The following is a 16841-nucleotide window of genomic DNA, read 5'->3' on the forward strand; positions in this document are numbered from 1 at the left end:
ACATACAAACGGGGCAGCTTTCGCCGCCCCGTTTTACAACCCTTTGTTTTATTTCCGCTTAGTCGATGGGCGACCAGCGCTTCTCGGCCGGCGCGGCGTCGCGCTTGGGTCCGCGGAACTCGTTCCGGGGACCCCCGGCCTTCTGGCCTTGGCCCTGACCGCGACCCTGGCGTTGCGGACCCTTGCCCTGCGCCTTTTGTCCGCCCTCGGAGCGACCGCCGCCGCCACCCTGGCCGCCGTTGCGATTGCCGTTGCGGTTACGCTTGCGGCGCAGTTCCGACGGCACGTCGTTGCGCGGGTCGGCCTTGCGCGGATCGACGTACTTCTCGGCCGGGACCAGCTTGTCGGCGACGGCCGCGGCGGCCGCCAGCTGCTTGTCGTTGCGACGGTCGAAGGACGGGATCTGCTGGCGGGTGGCCTTCTGGATGTCCTTCAGCAGGTTACGCTCGTCATCGGCGCAGAAGCTGATGGCGATGCCATCCTTGCCCTTGCGGGCGGTGCGGCCGATCCGGTGGACATAGGCCTCCGGGACGTTGGGCAGCTCGTAGTTGATCACGTGGCTGACGTCGTTGACGTCGATGCCGCGCGCGGCGATGTCGGTCGCCACCAGGGCCCGCATCTCGCCGGCCTTGAAGGCGGCGAGAGCGCGTTCGCGCTGGCCCTGGGTCTTGTCGCCGTGGATCGAGGCGGCCTCGACGCCGGCGGCGTTCAGGTACTTGGCCACCCGGTCGGCGCCGCGCTTGGTGCGGGTGAAGACGATGGTGCGCGAGAAGCTGTTGTCGGCGAACAGCTCGGCCAGCAGCGGACGCTTGCGCTGGGCCTCGATGAACAGCACGCGCTGGTCGATGCGCTCGACCGTGGTGGCCTGCGGCGCGACCGAGACCTGCACCGGATCCTTCAGCAGCTCGCCGGCCAGCTTGCCGATCTCGCTGGGCATGGTGGCCGAGAAGAACAGGTTCTGGCGGTTCTTGGTCAGCTGGCTGGCGATCTTGCGGATCGGCACCACAAAGCCCAGGTCCAGCATCTGGTCGGCTTCGTCGAGGACGAAGATCTCGGTGCCCGAGACCACGGCCGACTTCTCGGCCATGTGGTCCATCAGGCGGCCGGGGGTGGCGACCAGCACGTCGATGCCGCCGGCCAGGGCCTTCATCTGCGGGCCGTACTTCACGCCGCCGTAGATCGTGTGGACCGACAGGCCCATGTGGACGGCGTAGGCCTTGAAGTTCTCGGCAATTTGCGTCGCGAGTTCGCGGGTCGGGGAAAGGACCAGGCAGCGGAAGCCGCGGCGCGGGGCCGGCTTACGGTCTTCGGCCAGGCGCTGAAGGATCGGCAGGGCGAAGGCGGCGGTCTTGCCGGTGCCGGTCTGGGCGATGCCCAGCAGGTCCTTGCCTTGCAGGACCACCGGGATGGCCTGGGCCTGGATCGGGGTGGGTTCCTTGTAGCCTTTTTCAGCCAGCGCCTTCAGCAGCGGCTTGGCCAGGCCAAGGTCAGCGAATTGAGTCACGGATGTCTGTCTTAATCATGCGCCGAATGCAGCCCATGCGTCCTCGCAAGGCTGGCCTGTCGGCTAGTCTGTCGGGGAGCGCCCCGCGTGCACGGGCTCTCTAATGAGAAGCTCTTCAGGGCGCTCGACAGGCTGGTCCGAAAAGGACCCTCACGCGGCTGGAGCACCGATAGCGCCGATGGGGCGCGAGGCGGATATCGCTTGTTGCAGTGCAAAAGTCAAGGAAGGTGATCCTCCCCCGCGATGCGGGGGAGGTGGCCCAGAGGGCCGGAGGGGGCTAGCTCGGCTTATGCAGCACTCGCCCCCTCAGTCGCTCCGCGACAGCTCCCCCGCATCGCGGGGGAGCATCTAGAGGTTTAAGCCGCCGGTTTCTTCGGCGCCACGTCGAAGATCTTGTGCACGATCTTCCAGCCCTCGGGCGTCTTCAGCAGCTGCATGTAGTCGGTCAGGACGGCGTTCGGATAATCCAGCACGATCTTGGCGCTGGCGGCCGAGCCGGTGATCGAGATCGACTCGATCCAGCGCTTGCGCTGGGCCTCGTCGGCGGCGGGCTTGCCGGTGGCGCCGCCGATATATTCGTCGTCCGAGCGCTGCACCAAGGCGTTGTCGCGGATCCACATCAGGCGGGCGTCGTCATGGAAGGCCTGGCGGAATGCCTTGGGATCGCCGGTGGCGTGTCCGGCCAGGTAGTGCTCCAGCGCCGCGCGGACGGCGGGCTCTTCCGGATTGGAAGCTTGCGCGAAGGCCGGGGCCGAGGCGAGCAGGGCCGCGCCGGCGACCAGCATGGCGAGCGTCTTGTGCATGAGGTTCCCTCCCAGTGACGGCGGGAGGCATACCGACGTTATGTGGCGACCTTGCGGCGACGCTTGGCCCTTGCCAGCCGCGCCGGGCCACGCCACACCCAGCCCATGACCAAGCCCATCGTCCTCGTCGCCGCCGCCGCCTTGATCGATGTCGACGGGCGGGTGCTGATCTGCCAGCGGCCGCAGGGCAAGCAGCTGGCCGGCCTGTGGGAGTTTCCGGGCGGCAAGGTCGAGCCGGGCGAGACGCCCGAGGAATGCCTGATCCGCGAGCTGAACGAGGAGCTGGGCATCACCGTCGCACAGGCCTGCCTGGCGCCGTTCGTTTTTGCATCCCACAGTTACGAGTCTTTTCACCTCATGATGCCACTGTACCTGCTGCGTCGCTGGGAGGGCCAGGTGACACGCAAGGAGCATGAGGCGCTGGCATGGGTGAAGCCCGACAAGCTCACGGACTATCCGATGCCGCCCGCGGACGAGCCGCTGGTCGCCTGGCTGCGCGATCTGCTCTGAGCCGTTTCTGGCATGACGATAGCGGCGCGACCGCCGTCGAGGTCGGTCTGCTGGTCGGCCTGATCACCGTCGTCATCGCCGCCGCCGTGACCGCTTCCGGCGCGGCCATCAAGGGCGCCTTCAATAAGGCGTCGGACGGCTTCGGCAACTAGCCGGCCTTATCTCCGGCCGACTCTTCGGTCGTTCCCAAAGCATCCGCCAGCCGCATCTTGGCCGAGCCCGGCCGCAGCGGCTTCTGCTGACTGTCGTGCGGCGCCCAGCCGGTGACCGAGACGATCTCGAACGTGGCCGGAACCTTGCCGTCGGCCTCGGCGAAGCGTTCGACGTAGAGCTCCATCGCCCGGAACAGCACCTTCTTGGCCAAGGGCTTCCGCGAGCGGTCGATCAGCACGCTGGTCTCGCCCATGCGGCGCAGGTCCTGCAGCAGGCTCAGCGGGTGGCTGTAGCGCACCTTCACGCGGTCGACGTCGGCGACGGGCAGGGCGAAACCAGCCCGTTGCAGCAGGCCCGCCGCGTCGATGGCGTCGGCGAACGGCGAGACGCGCATGGACGCGCCGTCCGACAGCTCGGCCTCGGCGGCCAGCAGGCACTGGCGCAGCTCGGTCAGGGTGGCCCCGCCGAAGATCGCGCCGACGAACAGGCCGTCGGGCTTCAGCGCACGGCGAATCTGGATCAGGGCGCCGACCAGGTCATTGGTCCAGTGCAGCGACAGCGTCGAGGTGACGAGATCCAGCGTGCCGTCTCCGAACGGCAGGCGCTCTTCGTCCGCCACAACGCGCAAGCCGTCGCGGCCGCCCAGCATTCGCTCAGACAGGTCAGCCTCGATCAGCGTGTCGATGTTGGCGCGGGCGTCGCTCTCGCTCAAGGCCTTGAAAAAATGTCCGTTTCTCGCGCCGAGGTCGACGGCGACCGGAAAGCGTCGCAGGATCGTCTCCAGCCGCATGACCACGTCCTGGGCCGCCCGGGCCTTCAGGAAGTCGGCGGCCGCGAAGTCGGGCGCGGCGCGGTCGAGACGGGCGCGATGCAGGGCGCGGTCGAAGAGCAGGGGCGAGGTGGTCATTGCGCGCGGAACATGGCGATTCCGGACCGTTCTGGAAAGGTGTCGGGAGAAGCGTCCTCGATCTGTTGCTACCGCCGTCCAGCCTGGACGGGGAGGCGGCGCTTAGCGGCGGGCTGTCCGCGCGGGCGTTCTCGAAGGTGACCTTTCTGGACGACCCGGTCTGCGACGGCTGCGGCCTGGCTCTGCCCTATGCCGAGATGGCGCTGCAGCGGTGCCTCGCCTGCCAGGCCAAGCCCAGAGCCTTCCAGCGGTGCCGGGCGGCTTGTGTCTATGACGAGCACTCGCGCGACCTGATCCTTAAGCTGAAGCACGCCGACCAGCCCGAGCTGGCGCGGCTGTTCGCCCGCTGGCTGTCGCGGGCGGCGGTGGAGCTGCTGGACGATGCCGACGCGGTGGTCCCCGTGCCCGTCCACCGTTCGCGCCTGTTCAGTCGCCGCTATAACCAGGCCGCCGAGATCGCCCGGCCTTTGGCCCGGACGGCGGGAGTGGCCTACATGCCCGACGTCCTCGTTCGAAAACGCGACACCGCCAGCCAGGGCGGCAAGTCCGCCACCGGCCGCCGCCGCAACGTCGCCGCCGCCTTCACCGTCCCCGAATCGAGGCGTGCGCGGATTGATGGCCGCCGGATCGTTCTCATTGATGACGTGTTGACCACGGGCGCTACGGCCGAGGGTTGCGCGCGAGCGCTTCTGGCGGCCGGCGCGGCGTCGGTGACGTTATCTGTCGTCGCCCGCGTTACAGAAATGCAGGCGCGTCCTATATGAGGACGCACAACACCAGGGTATCGACTGCACCATGGCTCACGTCACCATCTACACCCGTCCGTTCTGCGGCTACTGCGCCCGCGCCCTCGCCCTGCTGGACGAGAAGGGCGCCGACTTCACCGAGGTCGAGGCCGGCATGGATCCCGCGCTCCGTCAGGAGATGATGCAGCGGTCGGGCCGCACCACCTTCCCGCAGATCTTCGTGGGCGAGCAGCACATCGGCGGCTGCGACGACATGATGGCCCTCGAGCGCGAGGGCAAGCTGGACGCGCTTCTCGTCGCATGACCCTGAAAGTCGGCCTGATCCAGACGCGCACGCCCGCCACCCACGCGGCGGCGCTGGAGCATGTCGCGCCGCTGGTGCGCGAGGCGATCGCCGGCGGGGCCCAGTTCGTGCTGACGCCCGAATGCACCAACGTCCTGCAGAAGGACCGCGCCAAGCTGCTGCCGACCCTGGTGGCGCTGGAGGACGACGTCGTGGTCAACGGCCTGCGGGAGATCGCGGCGCAGACCGGCACCTGGATCGACATCGGCTCGGCCCTGGTGCTGCGTGAAGACGGCAAGGCGGCCAACCGCCAGGCGGTGATCGACCCGACCGGCGCGATCGTGGCCACCTACGACAAGCTGCACATGTTCGACGTCGACCTGCCCACCGGTGAGACGGCGCGGGAGTCGGCGACCTATACGCCGGGCGAGAAGGCGCAGGTGGTCGACACGCCGCTGGCCAAGTTCGGCCTGACCATCTGCTACGACATGCGCTTTCCGGCCCTGCACCGGGCGCTGGCGCTGGCCGGCGCGACGGTGATCACGGCCCCGGCCGCCTTCACCCGTCCGACGGGCGAGGCGCACTGGGATGTGCTGCTGCGCGCCCGCGCCATCGAGACCGGCTCGTTCGTGATCGCCGCCGCGCAAGGCGGCTTCCACGAGGACGGTCGCGGCACCTGGGGGCGCTCGATCGCCATCGGCCCGTGGGGCGAGGTCATCGGCAAGCTTGACCACGACGAGCCCGGCGTGCTGCTGGCCGATCTCGACCTGCCCGCCGCCGACAAGGCGCGGGCGGCGATCCCGGTCCTCAAGAACGCCCGGCCTTTCGTCGGGCCCTGAAAGTCCTCATCCTCGTCCCATGATCAAGTACGCGCTTCAGTGCGATCACGCCCATGAGTTCGAGGGCTGGTTCGGCTCGTCGACGGATTATGACGACCAGGCCGCGCGGGGGCTGGTCGAGTGCCCGGTGTGCGGCTCGCACGGGGTGTCCAAGCAGATCATGGCCCCGGCCGTGGCGGGCACCAAGGCCCAGCGCGCGGCCCCCGAGGTCGACCCCAAGATGCGCGAGATGATGATGACGGCCATGGGCGAGGTCCGCCGGCACGTCGAGGACAATTTCGACTATGTCGGCGACGCCTTCGCCAAGGAGGCCCGCGCCATCCACGAAGGCAAGTCCGAGGACCGCGGCATCTACGGCGAAGCCTCGCCGACCGAGGTCAAGGCGCTGGTCGAGGACGGCGTGAAGGTCGCGGCCCTGCCGCCGGCGGCGCCGAAGAAGACGGACGTGAATTAGGCGGGCTGTGTCTACTTCGCCCTCTCTCATAGAGAGAGGGTTTTCAGAGGCTGTGACACGCAAAAGGCGGCGGACCCTTAAGATCCGCCGCCCTTATGGCTTTCCGAAGAACCGCTACGCGTTTACCGATAGCGGTACTCGTAGTGGCACTTCTTCTTGCCCTTGCCGATCTCGTGACCGGCCAGGCCGCCGACGCCGGCGCCCAGCAGGGCGCCTTCGGTCTTGTTGCCGCGGCCGGCGACGGTGTTGCCCAGCAGGGCGCCGCCGAGGGCGCCGATGACAGCGCCGTTCTTGGCCTTGGACTTGTTGCAGACCAGCACGCGCTCACGGCGCTGCTGGGCTTCTGCGGCGGTGATGGCCACGCTGCTGACGGTGAAACCGACGACGGTGGCCAGGACGATGGTCTTCAGGCGGGCGCGCATGGCGAGCTCTCCAATATTGTTTCTTGTACGATCCCTCATCTCGTAAACGCCCAAGCTGGCGGCCGGTTTCCAGAAAGTCGGGCATCCGACCGTCCAGCTTGGGTCTTACGATCGGGCGTTAGCCTTCGACGCGATAGCGGCCGTCGGCGTCGGGGCAGACGCGGACATAGCGCTGCTCGACGCGGCCGTTGTACTCGGTCGGGGCCGGGGCCAGGCGGCAGCGTTCGCTGGCTTCGGCGTAGCGGCCGTCGCTGTAGCGATAGGGCTGGGTCTGGTCATAGCTGTAGTAGTTGCCGCGCGTGTCGCACTTGGCCGAGGCGTTGCCCACGGCCGCGCCGACGCCGGCGCCGACCAGGGCGCCCAGGACGGTGCCTTCCGGACGGGCGTTGCGGGCGGCGACGTTCGAGCCGAGGGCCGCGCCGGCCAGGGCCCCGATCACGCCGCCGACGGTGGCGTTGCGCTTGGCGTCCTGGCGACAGTCGTTGGGGTAGTTGACGTTGGCGCTGGTGTCGATCGCATAGCCGCCGGCGTAAGGCGTGTTGTAACGGCTGGCCTCGCCCGGATAACGACGGTCGTAGGCGCCGGCGCCGCGGCGGCGATCATAGTCGTCGCGGGCGCTCAGATAGCGCGAGCGGTCGCGCTCCCACTGGTCGCGGTCGGCATTATAGCCGGACGTATAGCTGACGCCCTCGGTGCGGAAGCGATCGGCCTCGCGCGGGTTGCGGCGGTCATAGCTGCCTTCGCCGTAGCGACGGTCATAGTCGTAGCGGGCGCGTTCGTAGGTGGCGCGCGACCGCTCGAACTCGGCCTGCTCGGCATAGTAGGCGGCGCTGTCGCGATACTGGGCGACGCGGTAGCGCTCGGCGAAGCTGGGATTGCGGCGGTCATAGGCGCCGCGGCCGTAACGACGGTCATAGTCGTCGCGATTGCGGATGTAGTTGGCGCGGTCGCGCTCGTAGGCGGCCTGGCGGTCCTGATATTCGGCCACCTTGTCGTAGTAGTTGGCGCGCTGGTTGTCGTAGTTCTGCAGGCTGCGCTGATAGGCCGAATCCTGCGCGAAGGCCGGGGCGATCGCGCCAAACGCCACGGTGGCGGCCAGGGCGGCGGCCAAGGTCTTGCTGGTCATTAGGTGTCTCCGTTCCCACTCGAACGGATCGACGTCCGACCCCCGACAGCGGGTCGCCAATCCGGGTTCTTGTCCCTGCGCAAACAAAAGCTCGCGGCGGGGCTAAGTTCCCGGATGTTGAGCTTTACAACCCCCGGTCAGTTTTTGGGTCAGTCCTTGGTGACGGTCATCATGTAGTTGATGTCGACATCGGCCGAGCGGCTCCAGCGGCCGGTCAGCGGGTTGTAGGCCACGCCGAAGGGTCCGTGCATCTGGACGGGCTCGCCGGCGACGAAGGCGCGCAGCTCTTCGGGTTTCAGGAACTGCTTCCACTCGTGGGTGCCCGGCGGCACCCAGCGCAGGACGTACTCGGCGCCGATCTTGGCCAGGGCCAGCGCCTTCAGCGTGCGGTTCAGGGTGGCGACGATCATCAGGCCGCCGGGCTTGAGCAGCCGCGAGCAGGTGCGCAGGAACTCGCCGGGATCGGCGACGTGCTCGATGACCTCCATGGTCAGCACCACGTCGAACGGCCCCGCGCCCTCGGCCAGCAGCTGCTCGGCGGTGGCGGGGCGATAGCCGATAGTCAGGCCCTGTTCGGCCGCGTGGGTCGCGGCGGTCTTGATGTTCTTTTCCGAGGCGTCGACGGCGGTGACGTCAAAGCCCAGCCGCGCCATCGGCTCGGACAGCAGCCCGCCGCCGCAGCCGATATCGAGCAAGGAGAGGCCCTCGAACGGCTGGCGCAGGTTGCCGTCGCGCTCGAACCGCTCCAGCGCCTGCTCGCGAATGAAGGCCAGGCGGCAGGGATTGAAGACGTGCAGCGGCGCGAACTTGCCGCGCGGATCCCACCACTCGGCGGCGATCGCCGAGAACCGCGCCACGTCGGCCGGGTCGATGCTCCAGGAGGGGGCGGCTGCTTGCGTCATGGGGGTGTTCTAGAGCAGGGCGACTCCAAACTGAACCACCCCTCTATCCGTCTTATCCGTTTCCCCGGCGAAAGCCGGGGCCCAGATTCATCCGGCGCGTCTGGGGATGATCCGAGATACGGCGGCGCCAACCCTCCGCCCGTCCGGGGCTCGATCTGGGCCCCGGCTTTCGCCGGGGAGACGGGATCTTTGGATCGGCAAATCAGCCGTCACAATCCGCGTCCAAGGTGCGCACATTCGTCCGAGACCGGTCTAAAGGGTATGCGCTTGAAACGTCTTCTGATCGCCGCGGCGATGGTCGCCATCACAGCGTCAGGCGCGCTGGCCCAGGAACCCACCCTGCAGACCACCGAAACGCGCCGCTTCGACGCGCCGGAGGCCAAGCAGGGCGTGGCGGCCGACAAGACCCACCTCTACGCCATCGATAACGGCCGCATTGCCCGCTATGACAAGGTCAGCGGCGCCAGGCAGGCGACCTGGACCGGCGACCCGGTGCGCTTCAAGCACCTGAACGCCTGCCTGATCGTGGGCAAGGAGCTGGTCTGCGCCGGCTCGAACTATCCCAGCGTTCCGCAGAACAGCGCGGTGGAGATCTTCGACCCGGTGAAGATGACCCACACGCGGACCGTTCCGCTGGGGCCGGGCATCGGCTCGCTGACCTGGGTGGACCGCCATGACGGCTTCTGGTGGGCGATGTTCGCCAACTACGACAGCAAGGGCGGCGAGCCGGGGCGTGACCATCGCTGGACCACCCTGGTGAAGTACGACGACCAGTGGCGGCGCGTCGGGGCCTGGGCCCTGCCGGACGCCGTGCTGGAGCGCATGGCGCCCTACAGCTGCTCGGGCGGGGGCTTTAGCGACGACGGCCTGCTCTACATCACCGGCCATGACCGGCCCGAGATGTATGCCCTGAAGATCCCGACCGAAGGCGGGGCCACGCTGGACCTGGTCGCCACCCTGGCGATTCCCGTGGAGGGTCAGGCGATCGCCTGGGACCCCTACGACAAGCGCGTGCTGTGGGGCGTCAACCGGGCTACCCGCCAGGTGGTGGCGTTCAAGGTTCCGCCGGTTACGGACGTTTCGAGCCCAAAATAGCCCCGAGAGCATTGCGGCGCCGCATCAAGGTCGCTAGAAGGCGGCGGCTTGCGCGAGCGGGGGCGTAGCAACGCGTTCCGCGCAAGAATTGACCGGTTTTCGAGGTGACAGGCACGTGTCTCGGTTGGTGATGAAGTTCGGCGGCACGTCGGTGGCCGACCTGGAGCGCATCCGTCGGGTGGCGCGCCTGGTCGCGGCCGAGGTGGCGACGGGCAAGCAGGTGGCGGTGGTGGTCTCGGCCATGTCGGGCAAGACCAATGAACTGGTCGCCTGGACGGACGGCGCGGGCCGCGCCGCGGCGGGGCTTCCCGAGTCGGACGACGAGTACGACGCCGTCGTCGCGTCGGGCGAGCAGGTGACCGCGGGTCTCCTCGCCATGACCCTGCGCAACATGGGTCACAAGGCCCGCTCGTTCCTGGGTTGGCAGGTGCCGATCATCACGAACGAAGCCCACGGCAGCGCCCGCATCGAGGACATCCCGTCCGAGAACCTGGACGAGTGCTTCGCGAACGGCGAGATCGCCGTCATCGCCGGCTTCCAGGGCGTGACGACCAAGCAGCGCATCACCACTCTGGGCCGTGGCGGCTCGGACACCTCGGCCGTGGCGATCGCCGCCGCCGTGAAGGGCGCTTGCGACATCTATACGGACGTGGACGGCGTCTACACGACCGACCCGCGGATCGAGAGCAAGGCCAAGCGCCTGGCCAAGATCAGCTACGAAGAGATGCTTGAAATGGCCTCGCTGGGGGCCAAGGTGCTGCAGACCCGTTCGGTCGAGATGGCCATGGCCCATCGCGTCCCGGTGCGGGTGCTGTCGAGTTTCGTCGAACCCGGGGAAGCCCCCGGCCAAGGTACGATCGTCTGCGACGAGGAAGAAATCATGGAAAAGCGCATCGTCTCGGGCGTCGCCTACAGCCGCGACGAAGCCAAGATCACCCTGCTGGGTCTGCCCGATCATCCGGGCGTGTCCTCGCAGATCTTCGGCCGCCTCGCCGACGCCAACGTCAACGTCGACATGATCGTGCAGTCGCGCGCCCGCAGCGCCGACACCGCCAACATGGAGTTCACGGTCGGCAAGCGTGACGCCGCTCGCGCCGTCGAGATCGTCCAGGCCGCGCGCGACGAGATCGGCTTCGAGGACGTCGCGGTGAACGAGGACGTCGCCAAGGTCTCGGTCATCGGCGTGGGCATGCGCTCGCACGCCGGCGTCGCCCAGTCGATGTTCGCGGCCCTGGCCGAGAAGAACATCAACATCCAGGTCATCTCGACCTCGGAGATCAAGATCTCGGTCCTGATCGACGCGGCCTACACCGAGCTGGCCGTGCGCGCGCTGCACGCGGTGTACGGGCTGGACCAACTCTAGTCCTTCTACAAAACGTCGCGTTCGGACGTTATGAGGGGCTCCAAGCCCACGGAGCCCCCATGTCCGACGTCTTCAAGTTCGATCCCGACGCCAAGACCGTCACCTTCCACGGCGACGCCGGCCTGGACCTGCTCTACGACCTGTTGCTGCGCGCCAAGTTCGGCGACGGCTATGAGAAGCCGCTGCTGATCAGCCCATGGCTGGCGGCGCTGCTGAACCAGCTGGACCAGGCCCTGCCGGACGACGGCCAGTGGTTCCCGGAAAAGCCCGGCCAGCCGATCTTCGACACCGACGACCTCCTGGCCATGGGCGACGCGGTCATCGAGGAAGGCCACACCGTCGGCTGGTGGACCATGACCGAGCCGGAAAAGCGCGCCTATCTGCGCAACGTCGTCGCCGCCCCGCACCCGCTGACCGACCTCGAGGTCGAGTTCATCGAGAGCGACATCGACGCGGCGCTGGAACAGGCCCGCCGCCTGGTCGCCGACGCCAGCGAGCCCCTGGCCCTGCCGGGGCACGGCTGAGGCTATCCGCCACTCCCAACCTCCGTCTTCCCGGCGAAAGCCGGGGCCCAGATGGAAGAGCGCTGCGGTGGGTTCTACGGGCTCTGAGTTTTTCCAGTCAGCCCCAGCGCCCTGAGATCTGGGTCCCGGCTTTCGCCGGGAAGACGGGAATAGGGTAGGGTCCCGCCTATGGGCGATCATCTCCAGGCCCCCGCCGAACTGTCGTTCCGCCGTTATGGCGAGGACGCGCCGCCGCACGCCCATGGCTTCGACCAGATCGTGCTGCCGCGCCGGGGCGTGCTGGAGATGGAGATCGACGGCAAGGGCGGGCGCGTCGATCCCGGCCGCGCGGCGGTCGTGCCGCCCGGAACCCGCCACGCCTTCGCCGCCTGCGGCGAGAACCTGTTCGTGGTCGCCGACATCGGCGGGGCGCTGATGAAGCCGTTCGAAGCCCTGCGTGATCGGCCGTTCGCCCCGGTCACCGGCGCGGTGCGCGGCCTGCTCGAATATCTGGCCGGCGAGGCGCCGGGCGCGATCGACACTGGCGTCGCGACCCTCTGGACCCCGCTCGTGCTGCGCGGTCTGTCGGCCGCGCCGATCAATGTGGATCCGCGCCTGGCCCGCGCCGCCGCGATGATCGAGGCGCGCTTCGACCAGCCGCTGACCGTCCGCGACCTGGCCGCCGAGGCTGGCATGAGCCAGAGCCGCTTCTTCGCACGGTTCTCGGAAGTCTACGGAACCACCCCGCACGGGGCGTTGTCGGACGCGCGGCTGCGGGCGGCGCAAAGGCTGCTGTCGGACACCAGCCTGTCGATCGCCGAGATCGCCGTGCGCACGGGGCACGGGGACCAGAGCGGTCTCACCAAGCGCATGAAGGCGGTGCTGGGGGTCACGCCAGGGGCGTGGCGGAAGCGACGGTAGTTTCCCTTCTCCCCTTGCGGGAGAAGGTGTCGGCGAAGCCGACGGATGAGGGGTCGATAGCCCGATCCGCCGCGCGACCCCTCACCCGAGCCGCTGCGCGGGCCACCCTCTCCCGCAAGGGGAGAGGGAGAAAACGCCAAACCTGCGGGAGCTTTCGCCAAGCCCGGCGGGCGGCGACCTGCTACGCCAGCCCCATGAACACCTCCCGCAATCTTGTTCTCGGCTTGCTGTGCGGCCTGGTCGCCGGCGCGTTCTGGGGCGGGGTGTTCCTGGCGCCCAAGCTGCTGGCCGCGTTCACGCCGCTGCAGATGACGGCGGGGCGCTATATCGCCTACGGGCTGGCGTCGGCGGTGCTGCTGGTCCCCGGCTGGAAGACGGTGATGGGCAAGATGGACGGGCGCGACTGGCGCGACCTGGTCCTGCTGAGCCTGCTGGGCAACCTGATCTACTATGTCGGCCTGTCGGTGTCGGTGCAGAGCTCGGGCGTGGCCCTGGCCTCGCTGGTCATCGGCCTGCTGCCGGTGACCGTGACCCTGGTGGGCGCCAAGCCGGGGGAGGGCGTTCCACTCCGCCGCCTGGCCGCGCCGCTGGCCCTGATCGTGGCCGGCGGGGTGTGCATCAATGTCTCGGTCTTTACCGACAGCCACGGCGTGGGCGTCGGCAAGCAGGTCGTCGGCGTCCTGGGTGCGACCCTGGCCCTGGCCATGTGGACCGCCTACGCCGTCTGGAACGCCCGCCGGCTGGCCGCGACGCCCAAGTTCACCAGCCACGAGTGGTCGCTGCTGACGGGCCTGGCCACGGGGCTGCTGTCGTTGCTGCTGGTGGTCCCGGCGTTTCTGCTGGGCAGGAAGGTGCACGCGTCCGCCGACTGGACCTGGTTCTGGACGGTCAGTTTCGCGGTGGCGATCGGCGCCTCGGTGATCGGCAACGGCCTGTGGAATTCCGCCAGCCGGCTCTTGCCGCTCAGCCTGTCGGGCCAGCTGATCGTGTTCGAGACCCTGTTCGCGCTGCTGTACGGTTTCCTGCATGAAGGCCGCTGGCCGCGCGGTCTGGAGACGGCGGCGATCGTGCTGATGCTGGTGGGCGTGCTGTGGTCGGTGCGGCTGCATCGGCCGGCCGCCAGTCCGGCTTAGCTACCCCACCCCCGTTTCCCCGGCGAAAGCCGGGGCCCAGATCTCATGGCGCTGGGGTGATTGGAAAAGCGCAGCGCCTCTAGAACCCGCCCCAGCGCTCCTCCATCTGGGCCCCGGCTTTCGCCGGGGAAGCGGGGGAGGAGAGGCCCTCAAAACTTTTTCTCAACATGACGCGAACCTGAACGGCGTGGTTCAAATCAGGTTCAGGCAGACCCCCTTACAACAGACATCAACAGCGCCGCCCAGAATTGGTTTGGGGGCGACGCATCTGGAAAAGGAGTTTGTCATGAAGACCTTCACCAAGACTGCGATCGCCGCGACCGTCACCGCCGCGATGATCATCCCCGCCTCGTCGGCCTTCGCCGCCAGCAAGACCGAACGCGCCATCCTGGGCGCGGTGATCGGCGGCGTGGCCGGCGCGGCTGTCGGCAACGGCAAGACCGAAGCGGTCGCCATCGGCGCGGTCGCCGGCGCGGCCCTGGGCGCGACGACGGCCAAGAAGAAGGACTACCGCTACGGCTACCGTACGGCTCCGCGCTACGACAACCGCTACTACAACCAGCGCGGTTATCAGAACAATCGCTATGCCTACGACCGTTACGGCAACCGCTATGACGCCCGCGACTACGGCTATCGCCGCTAGTCACCCGCCTTTCGCCGCTAGAGTTTCCTGATCCCTCCCCTAGCGTGCAACACTGCGCCGTCCGGCAAAACCGGGCGGCGCTTTTTCGTGCCTCTACACCTAATCGACGTTCGGTTGACCTAGGCCGCTTTCGCGCGGGCGAAATCTGCTATAGCCCCCATCTAGAAGACGGACGGTCTTTAACCCCTGGCGCTTGAAGCTGGGCTAAACCGTCTTTCGGGTAGGGAGCACGCGCAGGCGAGATGGCTGCATCCGGCATGGCCGTTCGAGGACCCCGCAGCCTGCTTCGGCAGATTCGCGAGGCGATGGCCGGGGGCGGTCCCGCCCAGGCCAAGCTCGACATGGTCGTGCGCACCATCGCCATCTCGATGGTGGCGGAGGTCTGCTCGATCTATCTGCGCCGCGCGTCCGGCGATCTCGAACTGTTCGCCACCGAAGGTCTGGCCCGCGAGGCCGTCCACGTCACGCGGCTGAAGCCGGGCGAGGGCCTGGTCGGCGAGACCATGCGCCTGGGCCGGCCGTTGAACCTGTCGGACGCCGCCAGCCATCCGCAGTTCTCGTACCGCCCGGAAACCGGCGAAGATCCCTACCACGCCTTCCTGGCCGTGCCGCTGCTGCGCGGCGGTCGGGCCATCGGCGTGCTGGTCGTCCAGAACCGCACCGAGCGGGTCTATGACGAGGAGGAGGTCGAGGACCTCCAGATCATCGCCATGGTGCTGGCCGAGATGGTCAGCTCCAGCGAGCTGCTCGGCGCCGACGAGCTCAAGGACGTCGAGCTGGCCCCCCACAAGCCCGAGCGGCTGAAGGGCTCGCGCTTCGCCGAAGGCCTGGCTTACGGCGTGGCCGTGCTGCACGAGCAGCCGGTGGTTCCCGAGACCCTGCTGTCGGACGACGCCCTGGCCGAGGAAGCGCGGCTGACCTACGCCATCGAGCAGCTGCAGACCCAGATCGACGAGATGCTGGAGGGCCAGCATGGCCTGGTCGGCGCCTCGTACGAGGTGCTGGAGACCTATCGCCTGTTCGCCCACGACCGGGGCTGGAACCGGTCTTTGCAGGAAGCCGTGCGCTCGGGCCTGACCGCCGAGGCCGCCGTCGAACGTGTCCGCTCCGAGCACCGCGCCCGTCTGGGCCAAGCCCGCGATCCTTATCTGCGCGAGCGGCTGCACGACCTGGAAGACCTGAACGACCGCCTGCTGCGCCACCTGTCGGGCGACGTCCACGCCGTGCGCGTGCTGCCCGACGACGCCATCTTGATCGCCCGGAACCTGGGGCCGGCCGACCTCTTGGAATACGACCGTACCAAGCTGAAGGGCATCCTGCTCGAGGAAGGCTCGGCCGCCAGCCACGCCGGCATCGTGGCCCGCGCCCTGGACATCCCGTGCGTCGGCCGCCTGGCCGGCCTGCGCGACCGGGTCAGCGAGGGCGACCCCGTGGTCGTCGACGCCGAGACGCAAGAGGCCTGGCTGCGTCCGCGTCCGGACGTCGTGAAGGCGCTGAAGGTCCGGATGGAGGTCCGCGCCCAGCGCAAGGCCGAGTTCGCCCGTCTGCGCGACACTCCGCCGATCACCAAGGACGGGGCCAAGATCACCCTCCTGATGAACGCTGGCCTGGCCGTCGACCTGGACATCCTGGCCGAGACCGGGGCCGAGGGCATCGGCCTGTTCCGCACAGAGTTCCAGTTCATGGTCGCCGAGGAGCTGCCGCGCCTGGAGGCCCAGACGGCGCTGTACGAAAAGGTGCTGGAGGCCGCCGACGGCATGCCGGTGACCTTCCGCACGCTCGACCTGGGCGGCGACAAGCTGCTGCCGTACATGGAGCTGGAGCGCGAGGACAATCCGGCCCTGGGCTGGCGCGCCGTGCGCATGGGCCTGGACCGTCCGGCCCTGCTGCGGATGCAGATCCGCGCCCTGGTCAAGGCCGCCAACGGCCGGCCGCTGCGGATCATGTTCCCGCTGGTGGCCAATGTGGACGAGTTCCGCGCCGCTCGGTCCTTCGTGGATCAGGAGGTCGCCTGGGCGCTGAAGCGCGGTCGTCCCGCGCCGGCGCGCCTGGACGTCGGGGCGATGGTCGAGGCCCCGTCGCTGCTGTGGCATCTCGACGCACTGCTGCCGATGACCGACTTCGTTTCGGTCGGCACCAACGACCTGATGCAGTACCTGTTCGCCGCCGACCGGGGTAATCCGCGCGTCTCCGACCGCTATGATCCGTTGTCGCCGGCCGCCCTGCGCGCGCTGAAGACCATCCAGCAGGCCTGCGCCGACACCGGCACGCCAGTGTCCGTATGCGGTGAAATGGCCGGCCGTCCGCTGGAGGCCTTCGCCCTGGTCGCCCTGGGATTTGAAGGGCTTAGCATGCCGCCGGCCGGCATCGGCCCGGTCAAGCAGATGGTCCTGTCGTGCGATCGCGAAGCCGCGCGCCGCAATGTCGAGGCCCTTCTGAAGGGGACCAGCGGATCCTTGCGCGGCGAGATCGAAACCTTGGCCCGGAAGCTTTACGTCGCCGTTTAGAAGAAAAGCTTGGCCATTAACCAAGCG

19 protein-coding genes and 1 pseudogene are annotated in these 16841 nt (G+C 68.3%); 14 read left to right on the forward strand and 6 right to left on the reverse strand.

Features of this window, described 5'->3' with window-relative positions:
* Nucleotides 1-58: 58 nt before the first annotated feature.
* Together J7528_RS02130 and J7528_RS02135 are read right to left on the reverse strand one after the other, a co-directional pair.
* Nucleotides 59-1504 (reverse strand): DEAD/DEAH box helicase, encoded by a 1446-nt coding sequence (locus J7528_RS02130; protein WP_291870844.1) that lies wholly within the window; start codon nucleotides 1502-1504, stop codon nucleotides 59-61.
* A 356-nt stretch (nucleotides 1505-1860) separates the two neighbouring features.
* Nucleotides 1861-2307, reverse strand: coding sequence for a nuclear transport factor 2 family protein (locus tag J7528_RS02135; protein ID WP_291870846.1), 447 nt, complete (start codon nucleotides 2305-2307; stop codon nucleotides 1861-1863).
* A 105-nt stretch (nucleotides 2308-2412) separates the two neighbouring features.
* Between J7528_RS02135 and mutT the strand changes: the two genes are divergently transcribed.
* Both mutT and J7528_RS02145 read left to right on the forward strand, forming a co-directional pair.
* Nucleotides 2413-2817, forward strand: a complete 405-nt coding sequence (mutT, locus tag J7528_RS02140; RefSeq protein WP_291870847.1) for an 8-oxo-dGTP diphosphatase MutT — start codon at nucleotides 2413-2415, stop codon at nucleotides 2815-2817.
* The gene (locus tag J7528_RS02145) at nucleotides 2733-2969 is read left to right on the forward strand and encodes a Flp family type IVb pilin (RefSeq protein WP_291870849.1); all 237 of its coding nucleotides are present in this window, start codon (nucleotides 2733-2735) and stop codon (nucleotides 2967-2969) included. The genes mutT and J7528_RS02145 overlap by 85 nt, the downstream gene beginning before the upstream one ends.
* Here the strand turns inward: J7528_RS02145 and J7528_RS02150 are convergent.
* Nucleotides 2966-3877 carry a methyltransferase domain-containing protein gene (locus J7528_RS02150; protein WP_291870851.1) on the reverse strand — a complete coding sequence of 304 codons (912 nt, stop codon included), beginning with the start codon at nucleotides 3875-3877 and terminating at the stop codon, nucleotides 2966-2968. The genes J7528_RS02145 and J7528_RS02150 overlap by 4 nt on opposite strands.
* On the opposite strand from J7528_RS02150, the gene J7528_RS02155 reads away from it, so the two are divergent.
* Genes J7528_RS02155 through J7528_RS02170 form a run of 4 tightly spaced genes read left to right on the forward strand, consistent with a single transcriptional unit; the run spans nucleotide 3877 to nucleotide 6199 of the window.
* Nucleotides 3877-4641, forward strand: coding sequence for a ComF family protein (locus tag J7528_RS02155; RefSeq protein ID WP_291870853.1), 765 nt, complete (start codon nucleotides 3877-3879; stop codon nucleotides 4639-4641). The two genes, J7528_RS02150 and J7528_RS02155, sit on opposite strands and share 1 nt — an antisense overlap.
* Before the next feature lie 31 nt (nucleotides 4642-4672).
* Nucleotides 4673-4927, forward strand: coding sequence for a glutaredoxin 3 (gene grxC, locus J7528_RS02160; RefSeq protein ID WP_291870855.1), 255 nt, complete (start codon nucleotides 4673-4675; stop codon nucleotides 4925-4927).
* Nucleotides 4924-5745, forward strand: a complete 822-nt coding sequence (locus J7528_RS02165; RefSeq protein WP_291870857.1) for a carbon-nitrogen hydrolase family protein — start codon at nucleotides 4924-4926, stop codon at nucleotides 5743-5745. Before grxC ends, J7528_RS02165 begins: the two co-directional genes overlap by 4 nt.
* Before the next feature lie 19 nt (nucleotides 5746-5764).
* The gene (locus J7528_RS02170; RefSeq protein WP_291870859.1) at nucleotides 5765-6199 is read left to right on the forward strand and encodes a DUF1178 family protein; all 435 of its coding nucleotides are present in this window, start codon (nucleotides 5765-5767) and stop codon (nucleotides 6197-6199) included.
* Nucleotides 6200-6321: 122 nt separating this feature from the next.
* Here the strand turns inward: J7528_RS02170 and J7528_RS02175 are convergent, their stop codons facing one another.
* From J7528_RS02175 to ubiG, 3 genes are all read right to left on the reverse strand, one after another.
* Nucleotides 6322-6621: a glycine zipper 2TM domain-containing protein gene (locus J7528_RS02175; RefSeq protein WP_291870861.1), complete on the reverse strand. Its 300-nt coding sequence runs from the start codon at nucleotides 6619-6621 to the stop codon at nucleotides 6322-6324.
* A gap of 118 nt (nucleotides 6622-6739) precedes the next feature.
* Nucleotides 6740-7747 (reverse strand): glycine zipper domain-containing protein, encoded by a 1008-nt coding sequence (locus J7528_RS02180; protein WP_291870863.1) that lies wholly within the window; start codon nucleotides 7745-7747, stop codon nucleotides 6740-6742.
* A gap of 149 nt (nucleotides 7748-7896) precedes the next feature.
* Nucleotides 7897-8649 carry a bifunctional 2-polyprenyl-6-hydroxyphenol methylase/3-demethylubiquinol 3-O-methyltransferase UbiG gene (gene ubiG, locus J7528_RS02185; protein WP_291870864.1) on the reverse strand — a complete coding sequence of 251 codons (753 nt, stop codon included), beginning with the start codon at nucleotides 8647-8649 and terminating at the stop codon, nucleotides 7897-7899.
* 261 nt (nucleotides 8650-8910) lie between these two features.
* On the opposite strand from ubiG, the gene J7528_RS02190 reads away from it, so the two are divergent.
* The 8 genes and pseudogenes from J7528_RS02190 (at nucleotide 8911) to ptsP (ending at nucleotide 16814) form a co-directional block, all read left to right on the forward strand.
* The gene (locus J7528_RS02190) at nucleotides 8911-9744 is read left to right on the forward strand and encodes a hypothetical protein (RefSeq protein ID WP_291870866.1); all 834 of its coding nucleotides are present in this window, start codon (nucleotides 8911-8913) and stop codon (nucleotides 9742-9744) included.
* A 115-nt stretch (nucleotides 9745-9859) separates the two neighbouring features.
* The gene (locus J7528_RS02195; protein ID WP_291870867.1) at nucleotides 9860-11107 is read left to right on the forward strand and encodes an aspartate kinase; all 1248 of its coding nucleotides are present in this window, start codon (nucleotides 9860-9862) and stop codon (nucleotides 11105-11107) included.
* Nucleotides 11108-11166: 59 nt separating this feature from the next.
* Entirely contained in the window at nucleotides 11167-11631 is a 465-nt protein-coding gene (locus tag J7528_RS02200; RefSeq protein WP_291870869.1) for a hypothetical protein, read from the forward strand.
* Nucleotides 11632-11799: 168 nt separating this feature from the next.
* A complete protein-coding gene (locus J7528_RS02205; protein ID WP_291870871.1) occupies nucleotides 11800-12531 on the forward strand; it encodes an AraC family transcriptional regulator in 732 nt (243 codons plus the stop codon).
* Nucleotides 12513-12660: pseudogene (locus J7528_RS02210) on the forward strand (hypothetical protein); the annotation flags it as partial. The gene J7528_RS02205 and the pseudogene J7528_RS02210, both read left to right, overlap by 19 nt.
* 65 nt (nucleotides 12661-12725) lie before the next feature.
* Nucleotides 12726-13664 carry a DMT family transporter gene (locus J7528_RS02215; RefSeq protein ID WP_291870873.1) on the forward strand — a complete coding sequence of 313 codons (939 nt, stop codon included), beginning with the start codon at nucleotides 12726-12728 and terminating at the stop codon, nucleotides 13662-13664.
* Between the two features lie 286 nt (nucleotides 13665-13950).
* The gene (locus J7528_RS02220) at nucleotides 13951-14307 is read left to right on the forward strand and encodes a glycine zipper 2TM domain-containing protein (protein WP_291870875.1); all 357 of its coding nucleotides are present in this window, start codon (nucleotides 13951-13953) and stop codon (nucleotides 14305-14307) included.
* Nucleotides 14308-14549: 242 nt separating this feature from the next.
* Complete coding sequence (gene ptsP / locus J7528_RS02225) at nucleotides 14550-16814, forward strand: phosphoenolpyruvate--protein phosphotransferase (protein ID WP_291870877.1); 2265 nt, start codon at nucleotides 14550-14552, stop codon at nucleotides 16812-16814.
* Nucleotides 16815-16841 lie beyond the last annotated feature (27 nt).

This window comes from Caulobacter sp. (assembly GCF_017744445.1).
Taxonomy (GTDB): Bacteria; Pseudomonadota; Alphaproteobacteria; order Caulobacterales; family Caulobacteraceae; genus Caulobacter.